Genomic DNA, 20,129 nt, shown 5'->3' with positions numbered 1-20,129 from the left:
TTGATCCGCCCTAGTCGACAGGCTTTCCACCTCTTTCTTCGATCATGCGCACATCGACAGCTTCGCGGCTGCCGCCAAATCGCATCTCATCGTAGAACACGACTTGTGTTGGCAACTCGACCCCCCATTCGTAGTTGAACGGCTGCGATGCTGCGCTCTTGGATGTCTTGCTGCCACCGGTGCTTACGGCATGATTGTCGTTGAACGCCTTTGCCGAGACGGCCTGCGTCTTGCGGCGATCGAGCCAACGGCTCACATAGCTATTGTAGACGCCATACTTGAGATAAAGCTTTCCCTTGCTTTCATTGAGCATGCGCTGGGTGACCATGGTGCGTGACCGACGACAAACCTGTTTGCCATCCAGATACATGAGAAAACTCGGTCCCTTGGGCGAGAGGCTATAATCGGCAAAGATCGTCACATCGATCCATTTGCCGCGTAGCCTTGAGACACGTCCGACCGTACAACCGCCCTCATCCCCGAACCACATCATCGCCTTGCCGTCGCGCATGTTGAAATGCCAAAGCGGCGTGCGCCATCCCTGCATCTTCATTTGGCCCAGGGTGGTATTCGCGGGTCCAACATCAACAAAGTCCGATTGCAAGAAGAAGGACCACCCGTACCAAACCTGCTGACCGACGCGTTGAATACGGTTCTTGGGGTCTTCCTTGCGCTCAACGCGCTGACGATCATTGGTGCAATCGTCCCAGTATTTATTGCCACCACAGTCGCCATGGCGAAGCTCAAACCGTTGAGCACGCCGACCAAGACGTGTGTGCTCGCGGATACGCGTAAAACCGTATCGCTTGTTTGCACTGACCTCTTTTTCTATTCGGGTCATGCCAAGAATGGATTTGCCGTTATCCGCTGCGATGGCCGGAAGCGCCATGGCAGTGATGATCGCTGCAGAAGCAAGAACACGTCTCATGTCTATCAATACCTCGTCGAAATCACTGGTCCTGACTTTAGGCATCGGACCAGAAGCGCACAAGTTTCTCGCAATCCGTGAAACGGCCCGCCAGCTCGGGCGCATCGGGGGGCGTTAGGGAAACAGGCGCTCCCGCCGAACGCGCGCCACGTTTCAAGGCGCGAAAAAGTCCGAAACACATCAACAGTATAAGAGAAAAGTGGCGCACCTTAGAGGATTCGAACCTCTGGCCTCTGCCTTCGGAGGGCAGCGCTCTATCCAGCTGAGCTAAAGGTGCGTCTTGGGCGGGGTATATCCAGAGGCGCGCGCTGCCGCAATCGGAAAAATCACGCCTGGTTGGGGTTTCCGGCGCACAGGGCGCGGCGTGGCCTTGGTCAGCCGGGCTTCTGGCCGACGGCGAGCATGGTCATCTCGGGGATCATTTCCGAGACACTTACCCCATCAAACCCTTTCTCGGTCAGAGCCGCCTTGAGCCAGCCCTTATCAAGCGAGACGGCGCGTGGGGTAAAGGCGGTGTGTTGAAGCTGCCAGAGCGCGGCGAGCTTGGGGCCGTCGCGGCTTTCCTCGACGACGAAATCATGCACGAGGAGCCGCCCGCCGGGGTTGAGACAGGCATAGGCCTGCGCCAAGAGGCGATCATGGGTTTCACCGGGCACGCCGGAGAAGAGATAAGACATCAGGATCAGGTCTTGCCCGCCCGGCCAGTCGGTCTCGAGCGCGTTGCCCTCAATGTAGGAAATCCGCTCGGAGAGGCCTGCCTCGGCGACATAATCCCGGCCAAGCGCGGCCACGTTGGGAAAATCGACGATGGTCGCGGAAAGCCCTTCGACCGCGTGACAAAGCGTGATGGCAAAGGCCCCGGTGCCGCCGCCCACGTCGAGCATGGTCTTGGCGCCAGAAAGGTCCATCGACTTCACAAGTTGGCGCGCCGGGCCGAGGGAACCCGCATGTTGCGAGGCCGAGTAGAGCCGCGCCTCGTCTGGGTCCGAGAACCATTCCGCATAGGAGGCCGTCGCCTCGGGCGGCAGACGGTTCATCAGCGCATCATCAATCTGGTCGAGAAGGCCATACATCTGGCGCCCCACCTGTAGGCGCAGGTAGTCGCCAAAATCGTATTTCGCGCCCTTCACAAGGAACATCTCCGCCGCCGGACCATTGGCGAACTTGCCTGCCTCTACCGTCACAAGGCCAAGCCCCGCCAGTGCCGTCAGAAGCGTCTCGGCGCGGTCGGCATCGAGGGGGACGAAATTGGCCAGTTCCCGCGCGCTCATTGGTCCCTTCTCGGAGAGCTGCGAAAAGGTATCCGCCTCAAGCGCCGCGAAAAGCGCCTTGGATCCCATGAACCCGAAGGCGATATCGGAAATCTGGTCGGCGGTGGTCAGGGCGGTCATACTGGTCTCCTTGCTGATTTAGCCGGAGACTAGCCGCCGCAGGTGAGAATGGCCAGAAAGCGACATGAAGAAGTCGCTTTCTGACGTCATGTCAGGCTGAACGCCCGTTTTCGCGGCAAATCAGGCGAAAAGCTCGTGCGCCAGTTCAAGCGCGTCGATCAGCGTGTCGACCTCTTCGGTCGTGTTGTAGAGGCCGAAAGAGGCGCGGCAGGTGGCCGAAACGCCCAAGTGATCCATCAGGGGACCGGCGCAATGGTGGCCCGCGCGCACTGCAACGCCCTTCTTGTCAAGAATGGTCGAGATGTCGTGCGGATGCCCTGCCCCGTCGAGCGTGAAGGAAAAGATCGCCGCCTTGTCAGAGGTCGTCCCCTGCACCTGAAGCCAATTGAGGCCGGTGAGACGCTGCATGGCATAGTCGCGCAACCCCGCCTCATGCGCGGCGATGTTCGCCATCCCGAGATCCATCATGTAATCGAGCGCGACGCCAAGGCCGATGGTTTGAACGATGCCCGGCGTGCCAGCCTCGAACATCATTGGCGGGTCGTTATAGACCACAGCGTCCTTGGAGACTTCCTTGATCATGTCGCCACCGCCAAGGAAGGGGCGCATCTCGGCCATGCGCTCGGATTTGCAATAGATCGCGCCAGAGCCGGAGGGACCATAGAGCTTGTGCCCGGTGATGGCATAGAAATCGCAGTCGAGATCCTGCACATCGACGGGCGCGTGCACCGCGCCTTGCGACCCATCGACGAGGACCGGCACGCCCTTGGCATGGGCGCCTGCTGCAATCGCCTTTACGTCGACCATCGTGCCAAGCACGTTGGAGCACTGAGTCACGGCGACAAGCTTTGTCTTGGGGCCGATGGCGTCGATCACGGCCTGCGGATCAAGCGCACCCGTGGCATCCACGTCGACCCACTTGAGCACAACGCCTTGGCGTTCGCGCAGGAAATGCCAGGGCACGATATTGGCGTGGTGTTCCATCACCGAAAGCACGATCTCATCGCCCGGCTCCATGCGCGGCATGGCCCAGCCATAGGCGACCATGTTGATCCCCTCGGTGGTGCCGGAGTTGAGCACGATCTCATCTTCGCTCGCGGCATTGAGAAAGCGCGCGATGGTGCCGCGCACGGACTCATATTTGTCGGTCGCAAGGTTCGACAGGTAATGCAGCCCGCGATGCACATTGGCATATTCGTTGGCATAGGCATTGGTGATCGCGTCGATCACCACCTGCGGTTTTTGCGCCGAGGCCCCATTGTCGAGATAGACCAAGGGCTTGCCGTTGACCTCACGCGAGAGGATCGGGAAATCGGCGCGGATTTTCGCGATGTCATACATCAGTTCACTCCAGTCACCGCCACGCCCAGAAACGAGAGCGTGAGGGAAAGCATCATGACAAGGGCCACCATGGTCAGGATCACGTTCATCACCGCCTTGCCGATAGAAGCATAGGCTTGGGCGACATTGACGAACTGGATCAAGATCCAGATGCCGTAGATTCCCGCCCCGAAGGCCAATAGCGCGCCGATGAAGGGGGCAACGAGGCTCAGGACAATCGTCACCACCTGCACCGCGACGCGCATGATCTGAAGCCAGGCGATCATGGCCAGAATGTCACCAAAGCGCGCCTTGCCGTCGAGGATACGACCGCTCCAGTAGAGCGCGACAACAGACATCGCCACCGCAACGAACATCGTCAGGGCAACGCGCCAAGGCACGCTCAGAAAAACAAAGGGCATGGCGTTGGGCGCCGGGAACATGGCGCTCATGGCAAAGAACAAAAGCGTGTTCAGAACCGTGGCGAGGCCTAGCAGCATCCAGCCCGTGTTGGGCGCGATATCAAGCGCCACGATGCGCCGCCCTGCCCCGGCCGGGTCAAAGATCGTTTCGCGAAACAGGTTCTTGGCGAAATCCATCATGCCGGTGTTCTCCCTGCTTGTTGAAGCCCTGCGATCCAGAACCATCCGAAGACAAGAATCCAGATCAGACCGACGACACTCAGCGCGAGTCCCGGACCGGCAAACCCCGCCACAAGACCGTTCAGAAGCACGAGCGGCGACGCCGCCAGCAAGGCCCAGAAAAGCGCGATGCGACTGCCATAGCCTCCGCCTTTCCAGCCCAGAACCCCGAGGATCACCCCAAGGAGCCACGAGAGCGTATAGAAGGCCAAGGGCGCGATGAAGATCCAGCCGAGCAGCGAGCCGCCCAAGAGCGGGTTCAGCTCTTTGTCTTCAAGATGCGCAATGCGCGCAAGACGCGGCCAACTCGAGATGAAGAACACCACACAGGCCGCCATGAGGATCACGAGCGCGCGGTCTTCGCGCGCGCCCGTGGCGAGATGACGTGCCACGACAGGCTGCGGTCCACGATAGCTGACCGCGATGTCGCGCAGAACCGACATCAGCCCTTGCGCCGCCGCGTGAGCCACGCATCGAGACGCGACACGATCTCTTCGGCCAGCGCCTCGTCCTCGATTTCCTCAACCGCTTCGGCAAGGAAGGCGAGCGTCAGAAGGTCGGTGGCGATGCCTTCGGGAAGACCGCGCGAGCGCAGGTAGAACAGCGCCTCATCGTCGATCGCGCCCGAGGTGGAGCCGTGCGAACAGGCCACGTCATCGGCGTAGATCTCAAGCTCTGGCTTGGCGTAGAACTGGCTATCGTCGTCGAGAAGGAGCGATTGGCTGATCTGGTAGCCGTCGGTGCGCTGGGCCTTGTTCTTGACGAGGATCTTGCCCTGGAACACGCCGGTCGCACCGTTGCGCAGCACCTTTTTATAGACCTGACGGCTTTCGCAATTCTCGGCGTCATGGGTGATGAACACCGTGTCGTCGTGATGGAAATCACCGTCACCAAGACAGGCGCCTGCCACATGGGCCACCGCGTCATCGCCCGTGAGTTCGAGGATCGCTTCGTTGCGCGTCATCTGGCCGTTGACCGTCAGGGTGAAGGATTTGAACGTGCTTTCGGCGCCGAGACGACCAAAGATATGCGTCACAGCGCGGCGTTCATGATCGCGACCTTGGGCGCGCACATGATGAAAGCCTGCCTTGTCGGCCACATCCACCTCAAGCACCTTGTTGAAACGCGCCGCCGCCGGACCATTCTCGAGAAGGGTGAAATCCGCACCTTCCTCAAGCTTGATCACGTGGTGGAGCATCGCATCAGAAACCTCTGATTCATGGACATAAATCAGGCTCACAGGGCGCGAGACCTTGCCGGTGACGCGGATCACGACACCATCATAGGCAAAGGCGGTGTTGAGCGCCGCGAGCGGGCGCTTGACCGGATCCTGACCGTTGGTTTCAAGCGTGCCATAAAGGTCTTTGGCCCAGTGAATGTCCTTATCAGCCACGTCGCTCAGGCGTTCGATGGTAAAGCCCTCGCCCTCGAGCGGGTCAGAGAGGTCACTGCTGAAGACGCCATCGACAAAGACGACCTTGAGACGATCGACCGTATCGAACACCGGCGCCTCTTCGCCATGATCGAACACCGCCGCCGTGGGGGCTTCGGGTTGGATCAGCGTGTCGGGACGGGTGTATTTCCAATACTCGTCCCGGCGTCCCGGCAGACCAGCGGCCCGCACGCGCGCCAGAGCGGCTTCGCGCGCTTCGGCAAGCCAAGGCGCGGACTCGGGAAGGTCAAGCGTTGCAAGGCGCGCTTCGGTGGCGTCCATTTTCTGTTGCGTCACGGCAGCCATCACGCGGTCTCCGCAAGAATGTCGGCATACCCGTTCTGTTCCACCTCAAGCGCGAGCTCGGGGCCACCGGTTTTGACGATGCGGCCATCGGCCATGATGTGCACAACGTCCGGTTTGATGTGGTCGAGAAGACGCTGGTAGTGGGTGATGACAAGGAAGCCACGGCCCGCATCGCGCAGCGCGTTCACACCTTCGGAGACAAGCTTCATTGCGTCCACGTCGAGGCCCGAGTCGGTCTCGTCGAGGATGCACATCTTCGGCTCGAGCATCGCCATCTGAAGAATCTCGTTGCGTTTCTTCTCACCGCCGGAAAAGCCGACATTGACCGGACGCTTGAGCATCTCGGCGTCAATCTTGAGCGTCTTGGCTTTCTCGCGGATGAGCTTGAGGAAATCGCCGGCGCTGATCTCGTCTTCGCCGCGCGCCTTGCGTTGTGCGTTCACCGCGGTGCGCAGGAAGGTCATGTTGCCGACGCCGGGAATTTCAACCGGGTATTGGAACGCCAGGAAAAGGCCCGCCGCGGCGCGCTCTTCCGGCTCCATGTCGAGCAGGTCTTCGCCCTCAAGCGACGCTTCGCCGCCCGTCACCTCATAGCCGTCACGGCCCGAGAGCACATAGGACAGCGTCGATTTACCCGAGCCATTCGGGCCCATGATCGCATGCACCTTGCCAGCCTCGACTGTGAGGTTGACGCCTTTGAGGATTTGCTTGTCCTCTTCTTCAAGTTTGACCTTCAGGCCTTTGATCTCAAGCATATTTCTGCCTTTCGCGCGTTTACTGTGCTGCTATCGGAGCAGCCGTCAGAAGGATTTCGTATAAAGCGTCAGAATCTCGGTCAGATCCTTTCGCGGGAGGTCTGTTGGGGTGATGTCAAAACGGGCCATGCGGCCCTTGATTTCTACCGGTTCGAGCCAGCGTTCGACCCGCGTATACTGTCGCCGACCGACATAATCGTCGAACAAGAGCGTCACGGGCTTCTCGGTCCTGAGCATCGTGGTGACAAAGCACGCAGGCCGGAACCGCCCATCCACGAGCACAAGATCCGGGGCCTCGAACCCCTCGAGATCCCAGATACCGTTCGGGTAGCGGTGATACTTGCGCCAAGCGGTTTCATTTTCGGGTTTGCCCCATTTGCCGACCTTGCCGATATTGGAATAGTGCAGCGTCACTGGCGACGTCATGCCCGCATGATCGAAATAACGCTGCATCATGGCACACCAGTGTTTGCTGGACTCGACCGAGAAGATGCGTTTGCCTTCCATCTCGGAGCCCATGACGGTCGAGCCGCCGGAGCCGTATTCAAGGATGACATTCGCGGCCTCATAGTGACCACGCACCCAATCGGCAACGTCCTTCGGAAAGGTGAGTTGCGGGCGGTCGATGATCTCTGGAGTGTTATCCTTGGGCGCCATCTAGATCTTCTCCACGCTCACGGCGGTGCCGCTCGCTGACACCATCAACATGGACTGGCCGACCACCTCATAGTCGAGATCAACACCGACCACGGCATTGGCCCCGACCGCCGTGGCGCGCTCTTCAAGCTCACGCAGGGCCGTGTCGCGGGCGTCCTGAAGCTTGCTCTCATAAGCGCCGGAACGACCACCGACAATATCGGTGATCTGGGCAAACACATCACGGACCACATTGGCCCCCATGATCGCCTCGCCCACAACGATGCCACGGTAGGCGGTGATGGTGTGGCCCTCGATGCTGTTGGTGGTGGTGACGATCATTGGCCAAACCCCAGGTAGGTGACGAGCATATGCACCGCCATGGCAAGAAAGCCGACAAGCGCCGCGGTGATGAACACGGAATCCGCCACCAACGCCTTGGAGTTGCCGCGTTTCTTGGCAATGGACAGCCCGACAAGCGCGCCGAGCGTGACGCCCGCGCCAATGCCTGCCGATTGCTGCATCAAGTGGTGGAGGGTTTCCATGATCTTCCTTTCCCGCAGGTTGGGGCCCTTTTAGCCGACGGACCCTTCGAGCGAGATCGCCACAAGTTGCTGGGCTTCCATGGCGAATTCCATGGGCAGCGCCTGAAGCACTTCCTTGGCAAAGCCGTTGACGATGAGCGCCACGGCTTCTTCCTCGTCCATGCCCCGCTGGCGGCAGTAGAACATCTGCTCGTCATCCACCTTGGACGTGGTCGCCTCGTGTTCACAACGCGACGAGTTGTTGCGGATCTCAATATACGGCACCGTGTGCGCCCCGCATTTGTCACCAATGAGAAGCGAGTCGCATTGGGTATAGTTGCGGCTCTCCTTGGCCTTGGGGTGCATCGACACGAGACCGCGATAGGTATTTTGCGACTTACCCGCCGAGATGCCCTTAGAGACGATCCGGCTCTTGGTGTTCTTGCCAAGGTGGGTCATCTTGGTGCCGGTATCGGCCTGCTGGTGGTTGTTGGTGATGGCGATCGAGTAGAACTCGCCCTGGCTCTCGTCACCGCGCAGGATGCAGGACGGGTATTTCCAAGTCACGGCAGAGCCGGTTTCGACCTGCGTCCACATCACCTTGGCCCGATCACCGCGGCAATCGGCGCGTTTGGTGACGAAGTTGTAGATACCGCCCTTGCCGTTCTCGTCGCCGGGATACCAGTTCTGAACGGTGGAGTATTTCACCTCGGCATCTTCCTCGATGATGATTTCCACCACTGCGGCGTGAAGCTGCGAGGTGTCGCGCTGGGGCGCGGTGCAGCCTTCGAGATAGGACACGTAAGAGCCCTTGTCGGCGATGATGAGCGTGCGCTCAAACTGGCCGGTGTTCTCGGCGTTGATGCGGAAATAGGTCGAAAGCTCCATCGGACAGCGCACGCCCGGCGGCACATAGACGAACGAGCCATCCGAGAACACGGCCGAGTTCAGCGTCGCATAGAAGTTGTCCGACACCGGCACGACCGAGCCGAGGTATTTCTTCACAAGCTCCGGGTGGTTTTTGATCGCCTCGGAGATCGAGCAAAAGATCACGCCCGCCTCCTGAAGCTCTTTCTGGAAGGTGGTGCCAACCGAAACGGAATCGAACACCGCATCGACGGCAACCTTGCGGCCCTCTGCGGGCGCGGCATCGGCGCCTTCGACACCGGCAAGGATCATCTGTTCCTTGAGCGGAATACCAAGCTTTTCATAGGTCGCGAGAAGCTTGGGATCGACCTCGTCGAGGGATTTCGGCTTTTCTTCCATGCTCTTGGGACGGGCATAGTAATACTGGTCCTGGAAATCGACCTCGGGGTAATCGAGCATCGCCCAGTCCGGCTCTTTGAGCTGCACCCAGCGTTGATAGGCCTGAAGGCGCCATTCGGTCATCCACTCCGGCTCTTCGTTCTTGTCCGAGATGAGGCGCACGATATCCTCGGTCAGCCCTTTCGGGGCATATTCCATCTCGATCTCGGTTTCCCAGCCGTATTTGTATTTGCCACCGACTTCGCGCACGGCGTCGACGGTTTCCTGGTCGACCCCTTCCTTGACTTGCGTCTGGTCCATACTGGCCATGGTGTTCTCCTGTTCGCTTACGCCGCGCGGGCGCGGTGTTTCCTGAGACGTTCAAGCCAGGCTTCTGCAAAGCCGAGCACGTCCTGTTGCTTCGTCTCGGGGCCAAGCGAGACGCGAATTGCGCCAGCCGCCGTGGCCTCGTCATATCCCATCGCGCGCAAGACCCGGCTTGCCCGCACTTTTCCGCTGGAACAGGCAGAGCCCGCAGAAATCGCGTAGCCCGCAAGATCCATCTGCATCACCTGTGTCTCGCCTTTCCAACCCGGAGTCGCGAGGCAGAGCGTGTTCGGCAGGCGCGTTGCGCCCTTCCCTACGAAAATGGTGCCATCTGCCTCGGCTGCAAGGGTGTCTTCCAGCAAATCACGCAAGGATGCAACCTCATCCCAAACCCCATCGGCCAGATCGCGCGCCGCAGCCGTCGCAGCGGCGGCAAAGCCGGCCGCGCCGAGGATATTCTCGGTGCCTGCACGGCGGCCCATCTCCTGCCCACCGCCCTTGAGCTGGGCCGCGAGATCGGTGCCGCGCTTGACGATGAGCGCGCCAATCCCCTTGGGACCGCCAATCTTATGCGCCGAGGCGAGCGCCATGGTCGCACCGGACCAATTAAAGGCCACCGGCAGCTTGCCAAAGCCCTGCGTCATATCGCTCACGGCAAGGCCCTCGGGCAGGGTTTGCACCACGCCGGTCTCGGAATTGGCGAGTTGCAGCGCGGTCTGGCCCGGATCGGTGACCTGCACCTGACCCTGCCCGTCAACGGCAAGATCATCCGTGATCCACGCATCCACCGCATCATGCTCGATCCCGCCGCCATGCAGGCCCCGCCCCGCAAGTGCCAATGCCGCCGCCTCGGTCGCGCCGGAGGTAAAGACCACATCCGCGCCGTCCGCGCCAAAGGCGGTCGCGATTTCGGCGCGGGCCTTCTCAAGCAGGGCCTTGGCCGCACGGCCCTCGGCATGAACAGACGACGGATTCCCGACCACATCCATCGCCGCGATCATCGCGGCGCGGGCCTCTGCGCGCAGCGGCGCCGTGGCGTTATGGTCGAGATAGGTCCGCATCAATCGGCATCCACCACGGCAAAAATGTTCGGGATCGCCGGGCACGGCGCGAGATCGTTCTCAATCACATCCGACAGGCGCGTCTGATGCAGGAACACATATACATGCGCCGAAAGCCCTTCCCAAAGACGGTTGGCCAGTGACTGCGCGCGCGAGCCGGACGAGCCGCCCGTCGCCCCTGCGCCGGTATGCAGCGCCGAGACGGTTTCATCGACCGCCGCAAGCACATCAACGATGCGAATTTCCGACGCCGGGCGCGCAAGTCGATACCCGCCCCCCGGGCCGCGCACCGAATCCACAAGCGCGGCACGACGCAATTTTACGAACAACTGTTCAAGGTAGGGCAACGAGATGTTCTGGCGTCCGGAAATCTCGGCCAGCGTCACCAGCTTGTCGCCTTTCTGCAGCGCGATATCGGCCAGCGCAACGACAGCATAACGCCCTTTGGTTGAAAGTTTCATGCGGCACCCCCCGCGAATAGATTGACGTTGCGCGTCGCAAGGCATACATCGCTTGCACCGCAACCGGTGAAAACCGGCCAAGTTAGAATTGTTCTAAAGTGACCAAGCATATTCGTCAAGAATAGACTCGGCACGACGCGCAGGAGACACGGACGCCCATGCCCGAGGTGATTTTTCCCGGACCCGAAGGACGGCTTGAAGGCCGCTACCATCCGCAAAAGGAAAAGGACGCACCAATTGCCATCGTGCTCCATCCGCACCCGCAATTTGGCGGGACCATGAACAACAAGGTTGTCTATAACCTGCACTACGCGTTTTTCAACATGGGCTTTACCGTGCTGCGGTTTAATTTCCGCGGTGTCGGCCGGAGCCAGGGCGAATACGACCAAGGCGTCGGAGAGCTCTCGGATGCGGCCTCGGCGCTGGACTACCTTCAGTCGATGAACACCAACTCCAAGCATTGCTGGGTGGCTGGGTTCTCCTTTGGGGCTTGGATCGGCATGCAGCTCTTGATGCGTCGCCCCGAGATCACCGGATTCATCTCGGTCGCACCGCCTGCGAACATGTACGATTTCTCGTTCCTCGCGCCCTGCCCGTCCTCGGGCCTTATCATCAACGGCACCGCCGACCGCGTTGCGCCCCCGGCGGATACGGAAGCTCTGGTGAGCAAGCTGCACGAGCAGAAAGGCATCACGATCACCCACGAACAGATCGACGGCGCCGGGCATTTCTTTGAAACCGAAGACTACATGGACACGATGGTGGGCAATGTGACGGACTACGTCAAACGCCGCCTGACCGAAACCTCGCGCTAAGGGAGCGGCATGGCCTATTACGACGATATCGCCAACCGCCTTGCCCTCGACGTGATCGAAGCGCAGAAAGCCACAGGCGATCTGCAACTCATTCAGGACATCACCAACACCATCGAGGCCACGTCCTCGACCCTGCATGAGGCCTTCATGACGGCGGTGCGCGTCCATACCGCCGAGGAACGCGCCCGCAAACAGCTTGAGGACCGGCTCAAGGCCAAGGGATTCGAGCTCAAGCGATGAGCGACCGGCTCGACGCACAGCTTGCCTTCCTCGACGAGGCCGACCGACTGAAATCCGTGCTGCGCGCCTCAACGCTTCTGGACCGGTCGCGTAAGGAAAACTCTGCCGAGCATAGCTGGCATATCGCGCTCTACGCGATGATCCTTGCCGAACATGCCAACCGCCCCGTCAATATCGACCGGGTGATCCGCATGCTTCTTTTGCATGATCTGGTCGAAATCGACGCCGGCGACACCCCCATTCATGGCGCCCATGACGCGGCAGCGAAAGAGGCCGAGGAAATCGCCGCGGCGGACCGCCTCTTTGCGCTCTTGCCCGAGGATCAGGGCGCGGAGTTGCGCGCGCTCTGGGATGAATTCGAAGCAGGCGAAAGCGACGACGCGATCTTTGCCCGTGCGATCGACCGGGCGCAGCCCTGCCATGGCAATCTGATGACCGGCGGCGGATCGTGGATCGAATATGACGTGACCGAAGAGCAACTCGAGGCCCGCGTCGGCACCAAGGTCAAGCGCGGCGCGCCTGCACTTTGGGATCATATCCAGCGCCGTGTGCGGGCATGGTTTGCGGACAACAGGTAGAAATACCTCACCTTTTCAACTGCCTAATGATCACTCCTAAAGCGCGACACTTGGCAGCAGCCGTGTGACGCCGCGCCTTCTGGACAAACCTGGCCCGCGCGGTAAGAACCGGGCGCATGGCATTTCTTCTCGAAACACCCCCCGCCGATCGGCATTCGAAGTTCGAAGACCTTCAGGGCCTCGTCACCGGCACGCTTCTCATGGCGCTCTCGGTGCAGTTCCTGCAAGCCTCCGACCTCATCACCGGACAGGTCGCGGGCCTCTCGCTCCTCGTCTCTTATTGGGGCGGCTGGAGTTTCGGTGTGGTGTTCTTCCTCATCAACCTGCCCTTCTACGCGGTCGCGATCTACCGGATGGGCCTTGTCTTCACGCTCAAAACCTTTGCCGCGGTCGCGATCCTCACCGGCTGGACCTTCCTTTTGCCGCAGGGCATGAGCTTTGCCTTTCTGCATCCGCTGGCTGGTGCGGTCCTCGGCGGGGTGAGCGCGGGTGCAGGCCTTCTCATCCTGTTTCGCCACGGCGCCACGCTTGGCGGGGTCGGGATTGTCGCGGTCTGGCTTCAGGACACGCGCGGTATCAAGGCGGGCAAGGTGCAGCTTGGCTTTGACGTTTGCGTCTTTGCCCTCGCCCTTGCCCTCTTTCCGCTGGTGACGGTGGTCTATGCGCTCATCGGCGCCGCAGTCACCAATCTCGTGATCCTCACCAACCACCGCCGCGACCGCTATATCGCGCGCTAGAGCCTGCGGATTGCGCCAAAGGCCGCGACAGGCTAGGACCGTCTCAGACCCGACGGGAGACGCGCCATGGCCAAGGTCTATGCCATTCTTATGCTCGCCGTTCTAAGCGAGACCATCGCCACCTCGGCGCTTCATGCAAGCCAGCAGTTTACCCGGCTTTGGCCCTCGGTGATCGTTGTCATCGGATACGCGATTTCCTTCTACCTCCTGAGCCTCACACTCAAGACACTGCCGGTCGGCATCATGTATGCGATCTGGTGCGGCCTCGGCATCGTCTTTGTCGCCATTATCGGCTATTTTGCCTTTCAACAGCGACTCGACCTGCCCGCGATCCTCGGCATCGGGCTGATCCTGTGCGGCATTGTGGTCATTAACCTGTTTTCCGAAAGCGCAGGCCATTAAGGGGCTAGCCTTTTCCGTGTCCGCGCTATAGGCGAAGCTCGAACAGGAAAGGCATATCTGATGGACCTTCGTAATATTGCGATTATCGCGCACGTTGACCACGGCAAGACGACCCTTGTCGATGAGCTTCTGAAACAGTCCGGCGCGTTTCGCGAAAACCAGGAAGTGGCCGAACGGGCCATGGACAGCAATGATCTCGAGCGCGAACGCGGGATCACCATTTTCGCCAAGCCGACCTCGGTCGAGTGGAAAGACACGCGGATCAACATCGTCGACACCCCCGGCCACGCCGATTTCGGCGGCGAAGTCGAGCGCATCCTGTCGATGGTCGATGGCGTTGTCCTGCTCGTCGATGCCGCCGAAGGCCCGATGCCGCAGACCAAATTCGTGACCTCCAAGGCGCTGGCGCTTGGCCTGCGCCCGATTGTGGTCCTCAACAAGGTCGACAAGCCCGACGCCGAACCCGACCGCGCGCTGGACGAGTGTTTTGACCTCTTCGCCTCGCTCGATGCCAACGAAGATCAGCTCGACTTCCCGCATATGTATGCCTCGGGCCGCAATGGCTGGGCCGATGCCGAGCTGGACGGGCCGCGCAAAGACCTGCACGCGCTGTTCAACCTCATCGTGAACCACGTGCCCGCGCCGAAACAGGTCGCGCACCAAAAAGACGATTTCCGTATGCTGGCGACGACGCTTGGCTCGGATCCCTTCGTGGGCCGCATCCTGACCGGCCGCGTCGAGAGCGGCACGCTCAAGGTTGGCGCGACGGTGCAGGCGATCTCGCGCATTGGCCAGAAGATCGAGCAATTCCGCGTCACCAAGATCCAAGCCTTCCGTGGCCTTGCCCAACAAGACATCGAAGAAGCTCAGGCCGGCGACATCGTGTCCATCGCGGGCATGTCCAAGGCAACCGTGGCCGATACGATCTGTGCGCTGGCCGTCGATACGCCGCTTGAGGCACAGCCGATCGACCCGCCGACGATCACCGTCACCTTCGGCATCAACGACAGCCCCCTTGCGGGCCGTGATGGCAAAAAGGTTCAGAGCCGCGTGATCCGCGACCGCCTCTACAAAGAGGCCGAATCCAACGTCGCAATCAAGATCGCCGACACGCCGGGCGGCGAGGCTTTTGAGGTTTCGGGCCGTGGCGAACTCCAGATGGGCGTTCTGATCGAGAACATGCGCCGCGAAGGTTTTGAGCTTTCGATTTCGCGCCCGCAGGTCATCATGCGCGAAGAAGACGGCCAGAAGATGGAGCCGGTCGAAGAGGCCACCATCGACGTGGACGACGAATATTCCGGCGCAGTGATCGAAAAACTCACCGGCGCACGCAAAGGCGAGCTTGTCGAGATGCGCCCCGCAGGCGCAGGCAAGACCCGCATCATCGCCCATGTGCCGTCGCGCGGGTTGATCGGCTATCACGGCGAATTCCTCACCGACACGCGCGGCACCGGTGTTCTCAACCGCGTGTTCCACGGCTGGACCCCCTATAAGGGCGCGATCCCGGGCCGTCGCGCTGGCGTGCTGATCTCGATGGAAGACGGCGAGGCCGTGGCCTACGCACTCTGGAACCTCGAAGATCGCGGCAAGATGATGATCGGCGCACAGGAGAAGGTCTATCAGGGCATGATCATCGGCGAACACAGCCGTGAAAATGACCTCGAGGTGAACCCGCTCAAGGGCAAGAAGCTCACCAACGTGCGCGCCTCTGGCACGGACGAAGCGGTGCGCCTGACGACGCCGATGACGCTTAGCCTCGAAGAGGCCATCGCCTATATCAACGATGACGAGCTTGTCGAAGTCACCCCGAACAGCATCCGCCTGCGCAAACGCTATCTCGACCCGCACGAACGCAAGCGCATGTCGAAGGCGCAGGGATAAGAAAATCTTCTAGAAGAGTCTGCCTCTGGCCTCTTTTCTAGAAAAAGTGACACCATGAAAAAGCCCCGGATCAATGATCCGGGGCTTTATTGTTGCCGTGTAAGGCGTTGTTTATTCGTTTATTTCCACAACCATGAGCTCACGCTCAGAAGCATCGCGCGCATGGCTCAACGCTTGTTGGTAGTCGTCGCTATTGTAGCAGTCGACCGCCGCCTCGACGCTCGGGAACCGCGCCACGACATTGCGCGGCCGTTCCTGTCCCTCAAGCTGTACGAAACGGCCACCGCGGGCAATGAAATGCCCGCCATGTTTGGCAATCGCCGGTCCGGCCAATTCGGCATATTTGCCATAGGCCTCGGCGTCGGTCACGGTCACATGGGCGATCCAGAGTGCGGGCATCGGGTATCCTCCGAGTTAGAGATTTTCCGACAGTGTAAATCCCCTGCCGGAAAACCCAAGCCCTTATTGACCAAATGGTCAGCCAGCGATCACCGCCTCGGCAGCGGCAATGGCCGCATCTGAATTGGTCGAGTCCTTTGCGCCGCCCTGCGCCATGTCGGGACGGCCACCGCCGCCCTTGCCGCCAAGCGCCTCAACCGCCGCCTTGACGAGATCGACCGCCGAGACGGTATCGGTCAGGTCATCGGTCACGCCCGCAGCCACGGCAACCTTACCGCCATCATCGGCGATAAGCAGCACCGCGCCGCTCTCAAGGCGGGTCTTGTGCTCGTCGATGAGCGGGCGCAGGTCTTTGCCGGACACGCCGGTCAGAAGCTGGGCGAAATATTTGACGCCGTTCACGTCCTTCGCCTCTGCGCCGCCGCCCTGCCCCGCGCCACCGGCCATCGCCAGCTCGCGGCGCAACTGCGCGACCTCGTTTTGAAGCGACTTGCGTTCATCCAGAAGCGCCTTCAGTCGATCCGCGACATCCGCCGGCTGCGCCTTGAGCGTCGCCGCAACCTCAGCCATGCGGTTGGCCTGATCCTCAAGATAGGCAAAGGCCGCCTCGCCCGTCAGCGCCTCGATCCGGCGCACACCCGCCGAAGACGCGCTATCGCCCAGAAGGACAAACACGCCGATATCGCCGGTCTGTTTCACATGTGTGCCGCCACAAAGCTCGATCGAATAGGTGTTACCATCGAACCCCTTGCCGGTATTGGCGCGCCCCATGGACACGACCCGCACCTCGTCGCCGTATTTCTCGCCAAAGAGTGCCTGCGCCCCGATCTCGCGCGCGTCGTCCGGCGTCATGATCCGGGTTTCCACCGCGCTGTTCTGGCGAATATAGGCGTTCACATCGGTCGCAACCTTGTGAATTTCCTCGGCCGAAAGCGCCTTGGCATGGCTGAAGTCAAAGCGCAGGCGGTCGGCCGCATTGAGCGAGCCGCGCTGTGCCACGTGATCGCCAAGCGTCTCGCGCAGCGCCTCATGTAACAGGTGCGTCGCCGAGTGGTTCGCCCGGATCGCGCCACGGCGGCTATGGTCAACCTCCATCAGCACCGGATCGCCCTTGGAAATGGTGCCGCGCGCAACCGTGACCTTATGCGCCAAAAGCTTGCCATCCGCGAATTTCTGCGTGTCCGCGACATTGGCAACCTCGTCGCGGTTCTCAAGGCGGCTCACGATGCCGGTATCGCCAACTTGGCCCCCGGATTCGCCATAAAACGGCGTCTGGTTCATCACCAGCCAGCCTTCGCCCCCCTCGGCAAGCGTATCCACCCGCGCGCCATCGGCGATGATCGCAACGACCTGCCCCTCGGCGCTTTCGGTGTCGTAGCCGAGGAATTCGCTCGAACCCTGCTCTTCGGCAATGTCGAACCAGATCGCATTGTCCGCCGCATCGCCCGATCCGGACCAGGCGGCGCGCGCCTTGGCTTTCTGCTCGGCCATGGCCGCGTCAAACCCGTCTGTATCGACCGCGCGGCCCTTCTCGCGCAGCGCGTCCTGCGTCAGGTCAAGCGGGAAGCCGTAGGTATCATAAAGCTTGAACGCCGCTTCGCCCGGCAGCGGCGCATCTTCGGCCAGCCCGTCAAGCTCGTCATCCAGAAGCTTCAAACCGCGATCAAGCGTCTGCTTGAACCGGGTTTCTTCAAGTTTCAGCGTCTCTTCAATCAATGCCTGCGCGCGACCAAGTTCCGGATAGGCTTGCCCCATCTGGCTTACGAGCGACGGAACGAGTTGATGCATGACCGGGTCTTTCGCACCAAGAAGATGCGCGTGTCGCATGGCGCGCCGCATGATCCGGCGCAGCACATAGCCACGGCCATCATTGGACGGCATCACGCCATCGGCAATCAGGAACGAGGTCGAACGCAGGTGATCCGCGATCACCCGATGATGCACATTCTTGTCGCCAAACGGATCGGTCGAGGTCACGCCCGCCGACGCCTCGATCAGCGATTTAAACAGGTCGGTGTCATAGTTGTCATGGCTGCCTTGCAGAAGCGCGCCAATCCGTTCCAGCCCCATGCCGGTGTCGATCGACTGCATGTCGAGATCGACCATAGAGCCGTCCTCGAACTGTTCGTTCTGCATGAAAACGATGTTCCAGATTTCGATGAACCGGTCGCCATCCTCTTCCGGGCTGCCCGGAGGGCCACCCCAGATATGATCACCGTGGTCATAGAAAATCTCGGTGCAGGGACCGCAAGGACCGGTCGGGCCCATCTGCCAGAAGTTGTCGGAGGTCGCGATGCGGATGATCCGGTCTTCGGGCACACCGACCTTTTTCCAGATTTCAAACGCCTCGTCATCGGTATGGTAGACGGTCGTGTAGAGCTTCTCTTTCGGAATATCGAATTCCTTGGTGATGAGCTCCCATGCAAACGGGATCGCCTCTTCCTTGAAATAGTCACCAAAGGAAAAGTTGCCGAGCATCTCGAAGAATGTGTGGTGACGCGCGGTATAGCCGACATTGTCGAGGTCGTTGTGCTTGCCCCCGGCGCGCACGCATTTCTGCGCCGTGGTGGCGCGCACATAGTCGCGCTTATCGACCCCGGTAAAGCAGTTCTTGAACTGGACCATGCCCGAGTTCACGAACATCAGCGTCGGGTCATTGCGCGGCACGAGCGGGCTCGACGGCACGACCTCGTGACCCTGCTTGGCAAAATAGTTGAGAAAGGTCGACCGGATGTCGTTCAGGCTTGGCATGTGCGGCGTCTCTCGCGTGTGTTTTCAAGGCGTTTCAAGGGGGTTTACTCCCCTCAAACGCCCCTGTCCACAGCACTTGCACCGCGCCAGAGCGGTGCCGCCAAAGAAAAGGCCGCCCCGCTGAACGGGACGGCCCTTGTCAGTGTCGCAGGCGAGAGGCTCAGGCCTCGTCTTCCATCAACGAGTCATTGTCCTCGACCCCTTCGGGCATGTCGAAATCAAGCCCGTGCGCGGCGCGGATCTTGTCTTCGATCTCATAGGCCACTTTCTTGTTTTCCTTGAGGAAACCCTTGGCGTTCTCGCGGCCTTGGCCGATGCGTTCATCGCCATAGCTATACCACGAGCCGGATTTTTCGACGACGCCCGCCTTGACCCCAAGGTCCAAAAGCTCGCCCGTCTTGGAAATCCCTTCGCCATACATGATGTCAAATTCGACCTGCTTGAAAGGCGGTGCGACCTTGTTCTTGACGACCTTGACGCGGGTGGCATTGCCGACAACCTCGTCGCGGTCCTTGATCGCGCCGATCCGACGGATATCGAGGCGCACGGAGGAATAGAACTTGAGCGCGTTGCCGCCCGTCGTGGTTTCCGGGCTGCCGAACATGACGCCGATCTTCATCCGGATCTGGTTGATGAAGATCACCATGCAGTTGGAGCGCGCGATGGAGCCGGTGAGCTTGCGCATGGCCTGGCTCATCAGACGGGCCTGAACCCCGACCGAGCTATCGCCCATATCGCCTTCGAGTTCCGATTTCGGGGTCAGCGCGGCGACCGAGTCGACCACCACCATGTTGACCGCGCCAGAGCGGACCAGCGTGTCGGTGATCTCGAGCGCCTGCTCGCCGGTGTCGGGCTGCGAGATCAGCAACTCGTCAAGATCAACGCCAAGCTTCTTGGCATATTGCGGATCGAGCGCGTGTTCGGCGTCGACAAAGGCGCAGACGCCGCCCTTTTTCTGTTCCTCAGCGATACAATGCAGCGTCAGCGTTGTCTTGCCCGAGCTTTCAGGACCATAAATCTCGATGATGCGGCCCTTGGGCAACCCGCCGATGCCGAGCGCGATATCAAGGCCGAGCGACCCGGTCGATGTTGCCTCGATTTCCTGCGCCGGATTGTCGGCGCCGAGCTTCATGATGGAGCCCTTGCCGAACTGGCGTTCGATCTGGGCCAGGGCGCTGTCGAGCGCCTTTTGTTTATCTGCGGATTTCTTGCTGCTCATCTCGAAAAGTTCTGCCGTTGCCATTGCGTCGCTTCCTTATTCCATAGACCGCCGAAGGCGGCAATGATCGCGTTTGTTCT

The 20,129-nt window shown here is 60.6% G+C and carries 22 protein-coding genes and 1 tRNA gene; 6 read left to right on the top strand and 17 right to left on the bottom strand.

The window, feature by feature from the left end:
- Window positions 1-10 precede the first annotated feature (10 nt).
- From R1W01_RS05235 to R1W01_RS05170, 14 genes are all read right to left on the bottom strand, one after another.
- On the bottom strand, window positions 11-928 hold the full coding sequence (locus tag R1W01_RS05235) for a heparin lyase I family protein (protein ID WP_297759079.1): 918 nt from the start codon (window positions 926-928) through the stop codon (window positions 11-13).
- Between the two features lie 200 nt (window positions 929-1,128).
- Window positions 1,129-1,205: transfer RNA gene (locus R1W01_RS05230), tRNA-Arg, on the bottom strand.
- A gap of 97 nt (window positions 1,206-1,302) precedes the next feature.
- Entirely contained in the window at window positions 1,303-2,319 is a 1,017-nt protein-coding gene (locus R1W01_RS05225) for a methyltransferase (RefSeq protein WP_297759082.1), read from the bottom strand.
- 120 nt (window positions 2,320-2,439) lie between these two features.
- Complete coding sequence (locus R1W01_RS05220) at window positions 2,440-3,660, bottom strand: cysteine desulfurase (RefSeq protein WP_297759083.1); 1,221 nt, start codon at window positions 3,658-3,660, stop codon at window positions 2,440-2,442.
- Window positions 3,660-4,241 carry a Yip1 family protein gene (locus tag R1W01_RS05215; RefSeq protein WP_243612842.1) on the bottom strand — a complete coding sequence of 194 codons (582 nt, stop codon included), beginning with the start codon at window positions 4,239-4,241 and terminating at the stop codon, window positions 3,660-3,662. Before R1W01_RS05215 ends, R1W01_RS05220 begins: the two co-directional genes overlap by 1 nt.
- A complete protein-coding gene (locus R1W01_RS05210) occupies window positions 4,238-4,723 on the bottom strand; it encodes a YIP1 family protein (RefSeq protein ID WP_243612843.1) in 486 nt (161 codons plus the stop codon). The genes R1W01_RS05215 and R1W01_RS05210 overlap by 4 nt, the downstream gene beginning before the upstream one ends.
- Window positions 4,723-6,018, bottom strand: coding sequence for a Fe-S cluster assembly protein SufD (gene sufD / locus R1W01_RS05205; protein WP_297759087.1), 1,296 nt, complete (start codon window positions 6,016-6,018; stop codon window positions 4,723-4,725). Before sufD ends, R1W01_RS05210 begins: the two co-directional genes overlap by 1 nt.
- Complete coding sequence (gene sufC / locus R1W01_RS05200; protein WP_297759090.1) at window positions 6,018-6,773, bottom strand: Fe-S cluster assembly ATPase SufC; 756 nt, start codon at window positions 6,771-6,773, stop codon at window positions 6,018-6,020. The genes sufD and sufC overlap by 1 nt, the downstream gene beginning before the upstream one ends.
- 45 nt (window positions 6,774-6,818) lie before the next feature.
- The gene (locus R1W01_RS05195; RefSeq protein ID WP_243612846.1) at window positions 6,819-7,430 is read right to left on the bottom strand and encodes a hypothetical protein; all 612 of its coding nucleotides are present in this window, start codon (window positions 7,428-7,430) and stop codon (window positions 6,819-6,821) included.
- Window positions 7,431-7,751, bottom strand: a complete 321-nt coding sequence (locus tag R1W01_RS05190; protein WP_297759093.1) for a heavy metal-binding domain-containing protein — start codon at window positions 7,749-7,751, stop codon at window positions 7,431-7,433. It abuts the gene before it with no gap.
- Window positions 7,748-7,954: a hypothetical protein gene (locus R1W01_RS05185; RefSeq protein ID WP_243612848.1), complete on the bottom strand. Its 207-nt coding sequence runs from the start codon at window positions 7,952-7,954 to the stop codon at window positions 7,748-7,750. The genes R1W01_RS05190 and R1W01_RS05185 overlap by 4 nt, the downstream gene beginning before the upstream one ends.
- A 30-nt stretch (window positions 7,955-7,984) precedes the next feature.
- A complete protein-coding gene (gene sufB / locus R1W01_RS05180; protein WP_243612849.1) occupies window positions 7,985-9,508 on the bottom strand; it encodes a Fe-S cluster assembly protein SufB in 1,524 nt (507 codons plus the stop codon).
- A 17-nt stretch (window positions 9,509-9,525) separates the two neighbouring features.
- The gene (locus tag R1W01_RS05175; protein WP_297759098.1) at window positions 9,526-10,569 is read right to left on the bottom strand and encodes a cysteine desulfurase family protein; all 1,044 of its coding nucleotides are present in this window, start codon (window positions 10,567-10,569) and stop codon (window positions 9,526-9,528) included.
- Entirely contained in the window at window positions 10,566-11,027 is a 462-nt protein-coding gene (locus R1W01_RS05170; RefSeq protein ID WP_243612851.1) for an Rrf2 family transcriptional regulator, read from the bottom strand. The genes R1W01_RS05175 and R1W01_RS05170 overlap by 4 nt, the downstream gene beginning before the upstream one ends.
- A 158-nt stretch (window positions 11,028-11,185) precedes the next feature.
- Between R1W01_RS05170 and R1W01_RS05165 the strand changes: the two genes are divergently transcribed.
- From R1W01_RS05165 to typA, 6 genes are all read left to right on the top strand, one after another.
- On the top strand, window positions 11,186-11,842 hold the full coding sequence (locus R1W01_RS05165; RefSeq protein ID WP_297759101.1) for an alpha/beta hydrolase: 657 nt from the start codon (window positions 11,186-11,188) through the stop codon (window positions 11,840-11,842).
- A 9-nt stretch (window positions 11,843-11,851) separates the two neighbouring features.
- Complete coding sequence (locus tag R1W01_RS05160; RefSeq protein ID WP_243612853.1) at window positions 11,852-12,082, top strand: hypothetical protein; 231 nt, start codon at window positions 11,852-11,854, stop codon at window positions 12,080-12,082.
- Window positions 12,079-12,660, top strand: a complete 582-nt coding sequence (locus R1W01_RS05155; RefSeq protein ID WP_297759105.1) for an HD domain-containing protein — start codon at window positions 12,079-12,081, stop codon at window positions 12,658-12,660. The genes R1W01_RS05160 and R1W01_RS05155 overlap by 4 nt, the downstream gene beginning before the upstream one ends.
- A 116-nt stretch (window positions 12,661-12,776) precedes the next feature.
- On the top strand, window positions 12,777-13,397 hold the full coding sequence (locus R1W01_RS05150) for a YitT family protein (RefSeq protein WP_297759107.1): 621 nt from the start codon (window positions 12,777-12,779) through the stop codon (window positions 13,395-13,397).
- A gap of 66 nt (window positions 13,398-13,463) precedes the next feature.
- Entirely contained in the window at window positions 13,464-13,799 is a 336-nt protein-coding gene (locus R1W01_RS05145) for a DMT family transporter (protein WP_243612856.1), read from the top strand.
- A 60-nt stretch (window positions 13,800-13,859) separates the two neighbouring features.
- Window positions 13,860-15,680: a translational GTPase TypA gene (typA, locus tag R1W01_RS05140; RefSeq protein ID WP_243612857.1), complete on the top strand. Its 1,821-nt coding sequence runs from the start codon at window positions 13,860-13,862 to the stop codon at window positions 15,678-15,680.
- Window positions 15,681-15,791: 111 nt separating this feature from the next.
- On the opposite strand, the gene R1W01_RS05135 is transcribed toward typA, so the two are convergent.
- The 3 genes from R1W01_RS05135 to recA form a co-directional block, all read right to left on the bottom strand.
- Window positions 15,792-16,079, bottom strand: coding sequence for a DUF1330 domain-containing protein (locus R1W01_RS05135; RefSeq protein WP_243612858.1), 288 nt, complete (start codon window positions 16,077-16,079; stop codon window positions 15,792-15,794).
- A gap of 78 nt (window positions 16,080-16,157) precedes the next feature.
- A complete protein-coding gene (alaS, locus tag R1W01_RS05130) occupies window positions 16,158-18,830 on the bottom strand; it encodes an alanine--tRNA ligase (RefSeq protein ID WP_297759116.1) in 2,673 nt (890 codons plus the stop codon).
- Between the two features lie 160 nt (window positions 18,831-18,990).
- Entirely contained in the window at window positions 18,991-20,073 is a 1,083-nt protein-coding gene (gene recA / locus R1W01_RS05125; RefSeq protein WP_243612860.1) for a recombinase RecA, read from the bottom strand.
- Window positions 20,074-20,129 lie beyond the last annotated feature (56 nt).

The sequence above is a fragment of the Shimia sp. FJ5 genome, from assembly GCF_032918335.1.
Taxonomy (GTDB): domain Bacteria; phylum Pseudomonadota; class Alphaproteobacteria; order Rhodobacterales; family Rhodobacteraceae; genus Shimia; species Shimia aestuarii_A.
The sequence above is the reverse complement of the archived record's forward strand: the minus strand, read 5'-3'. Positions and strand labels throughout refer to the sequence as shown.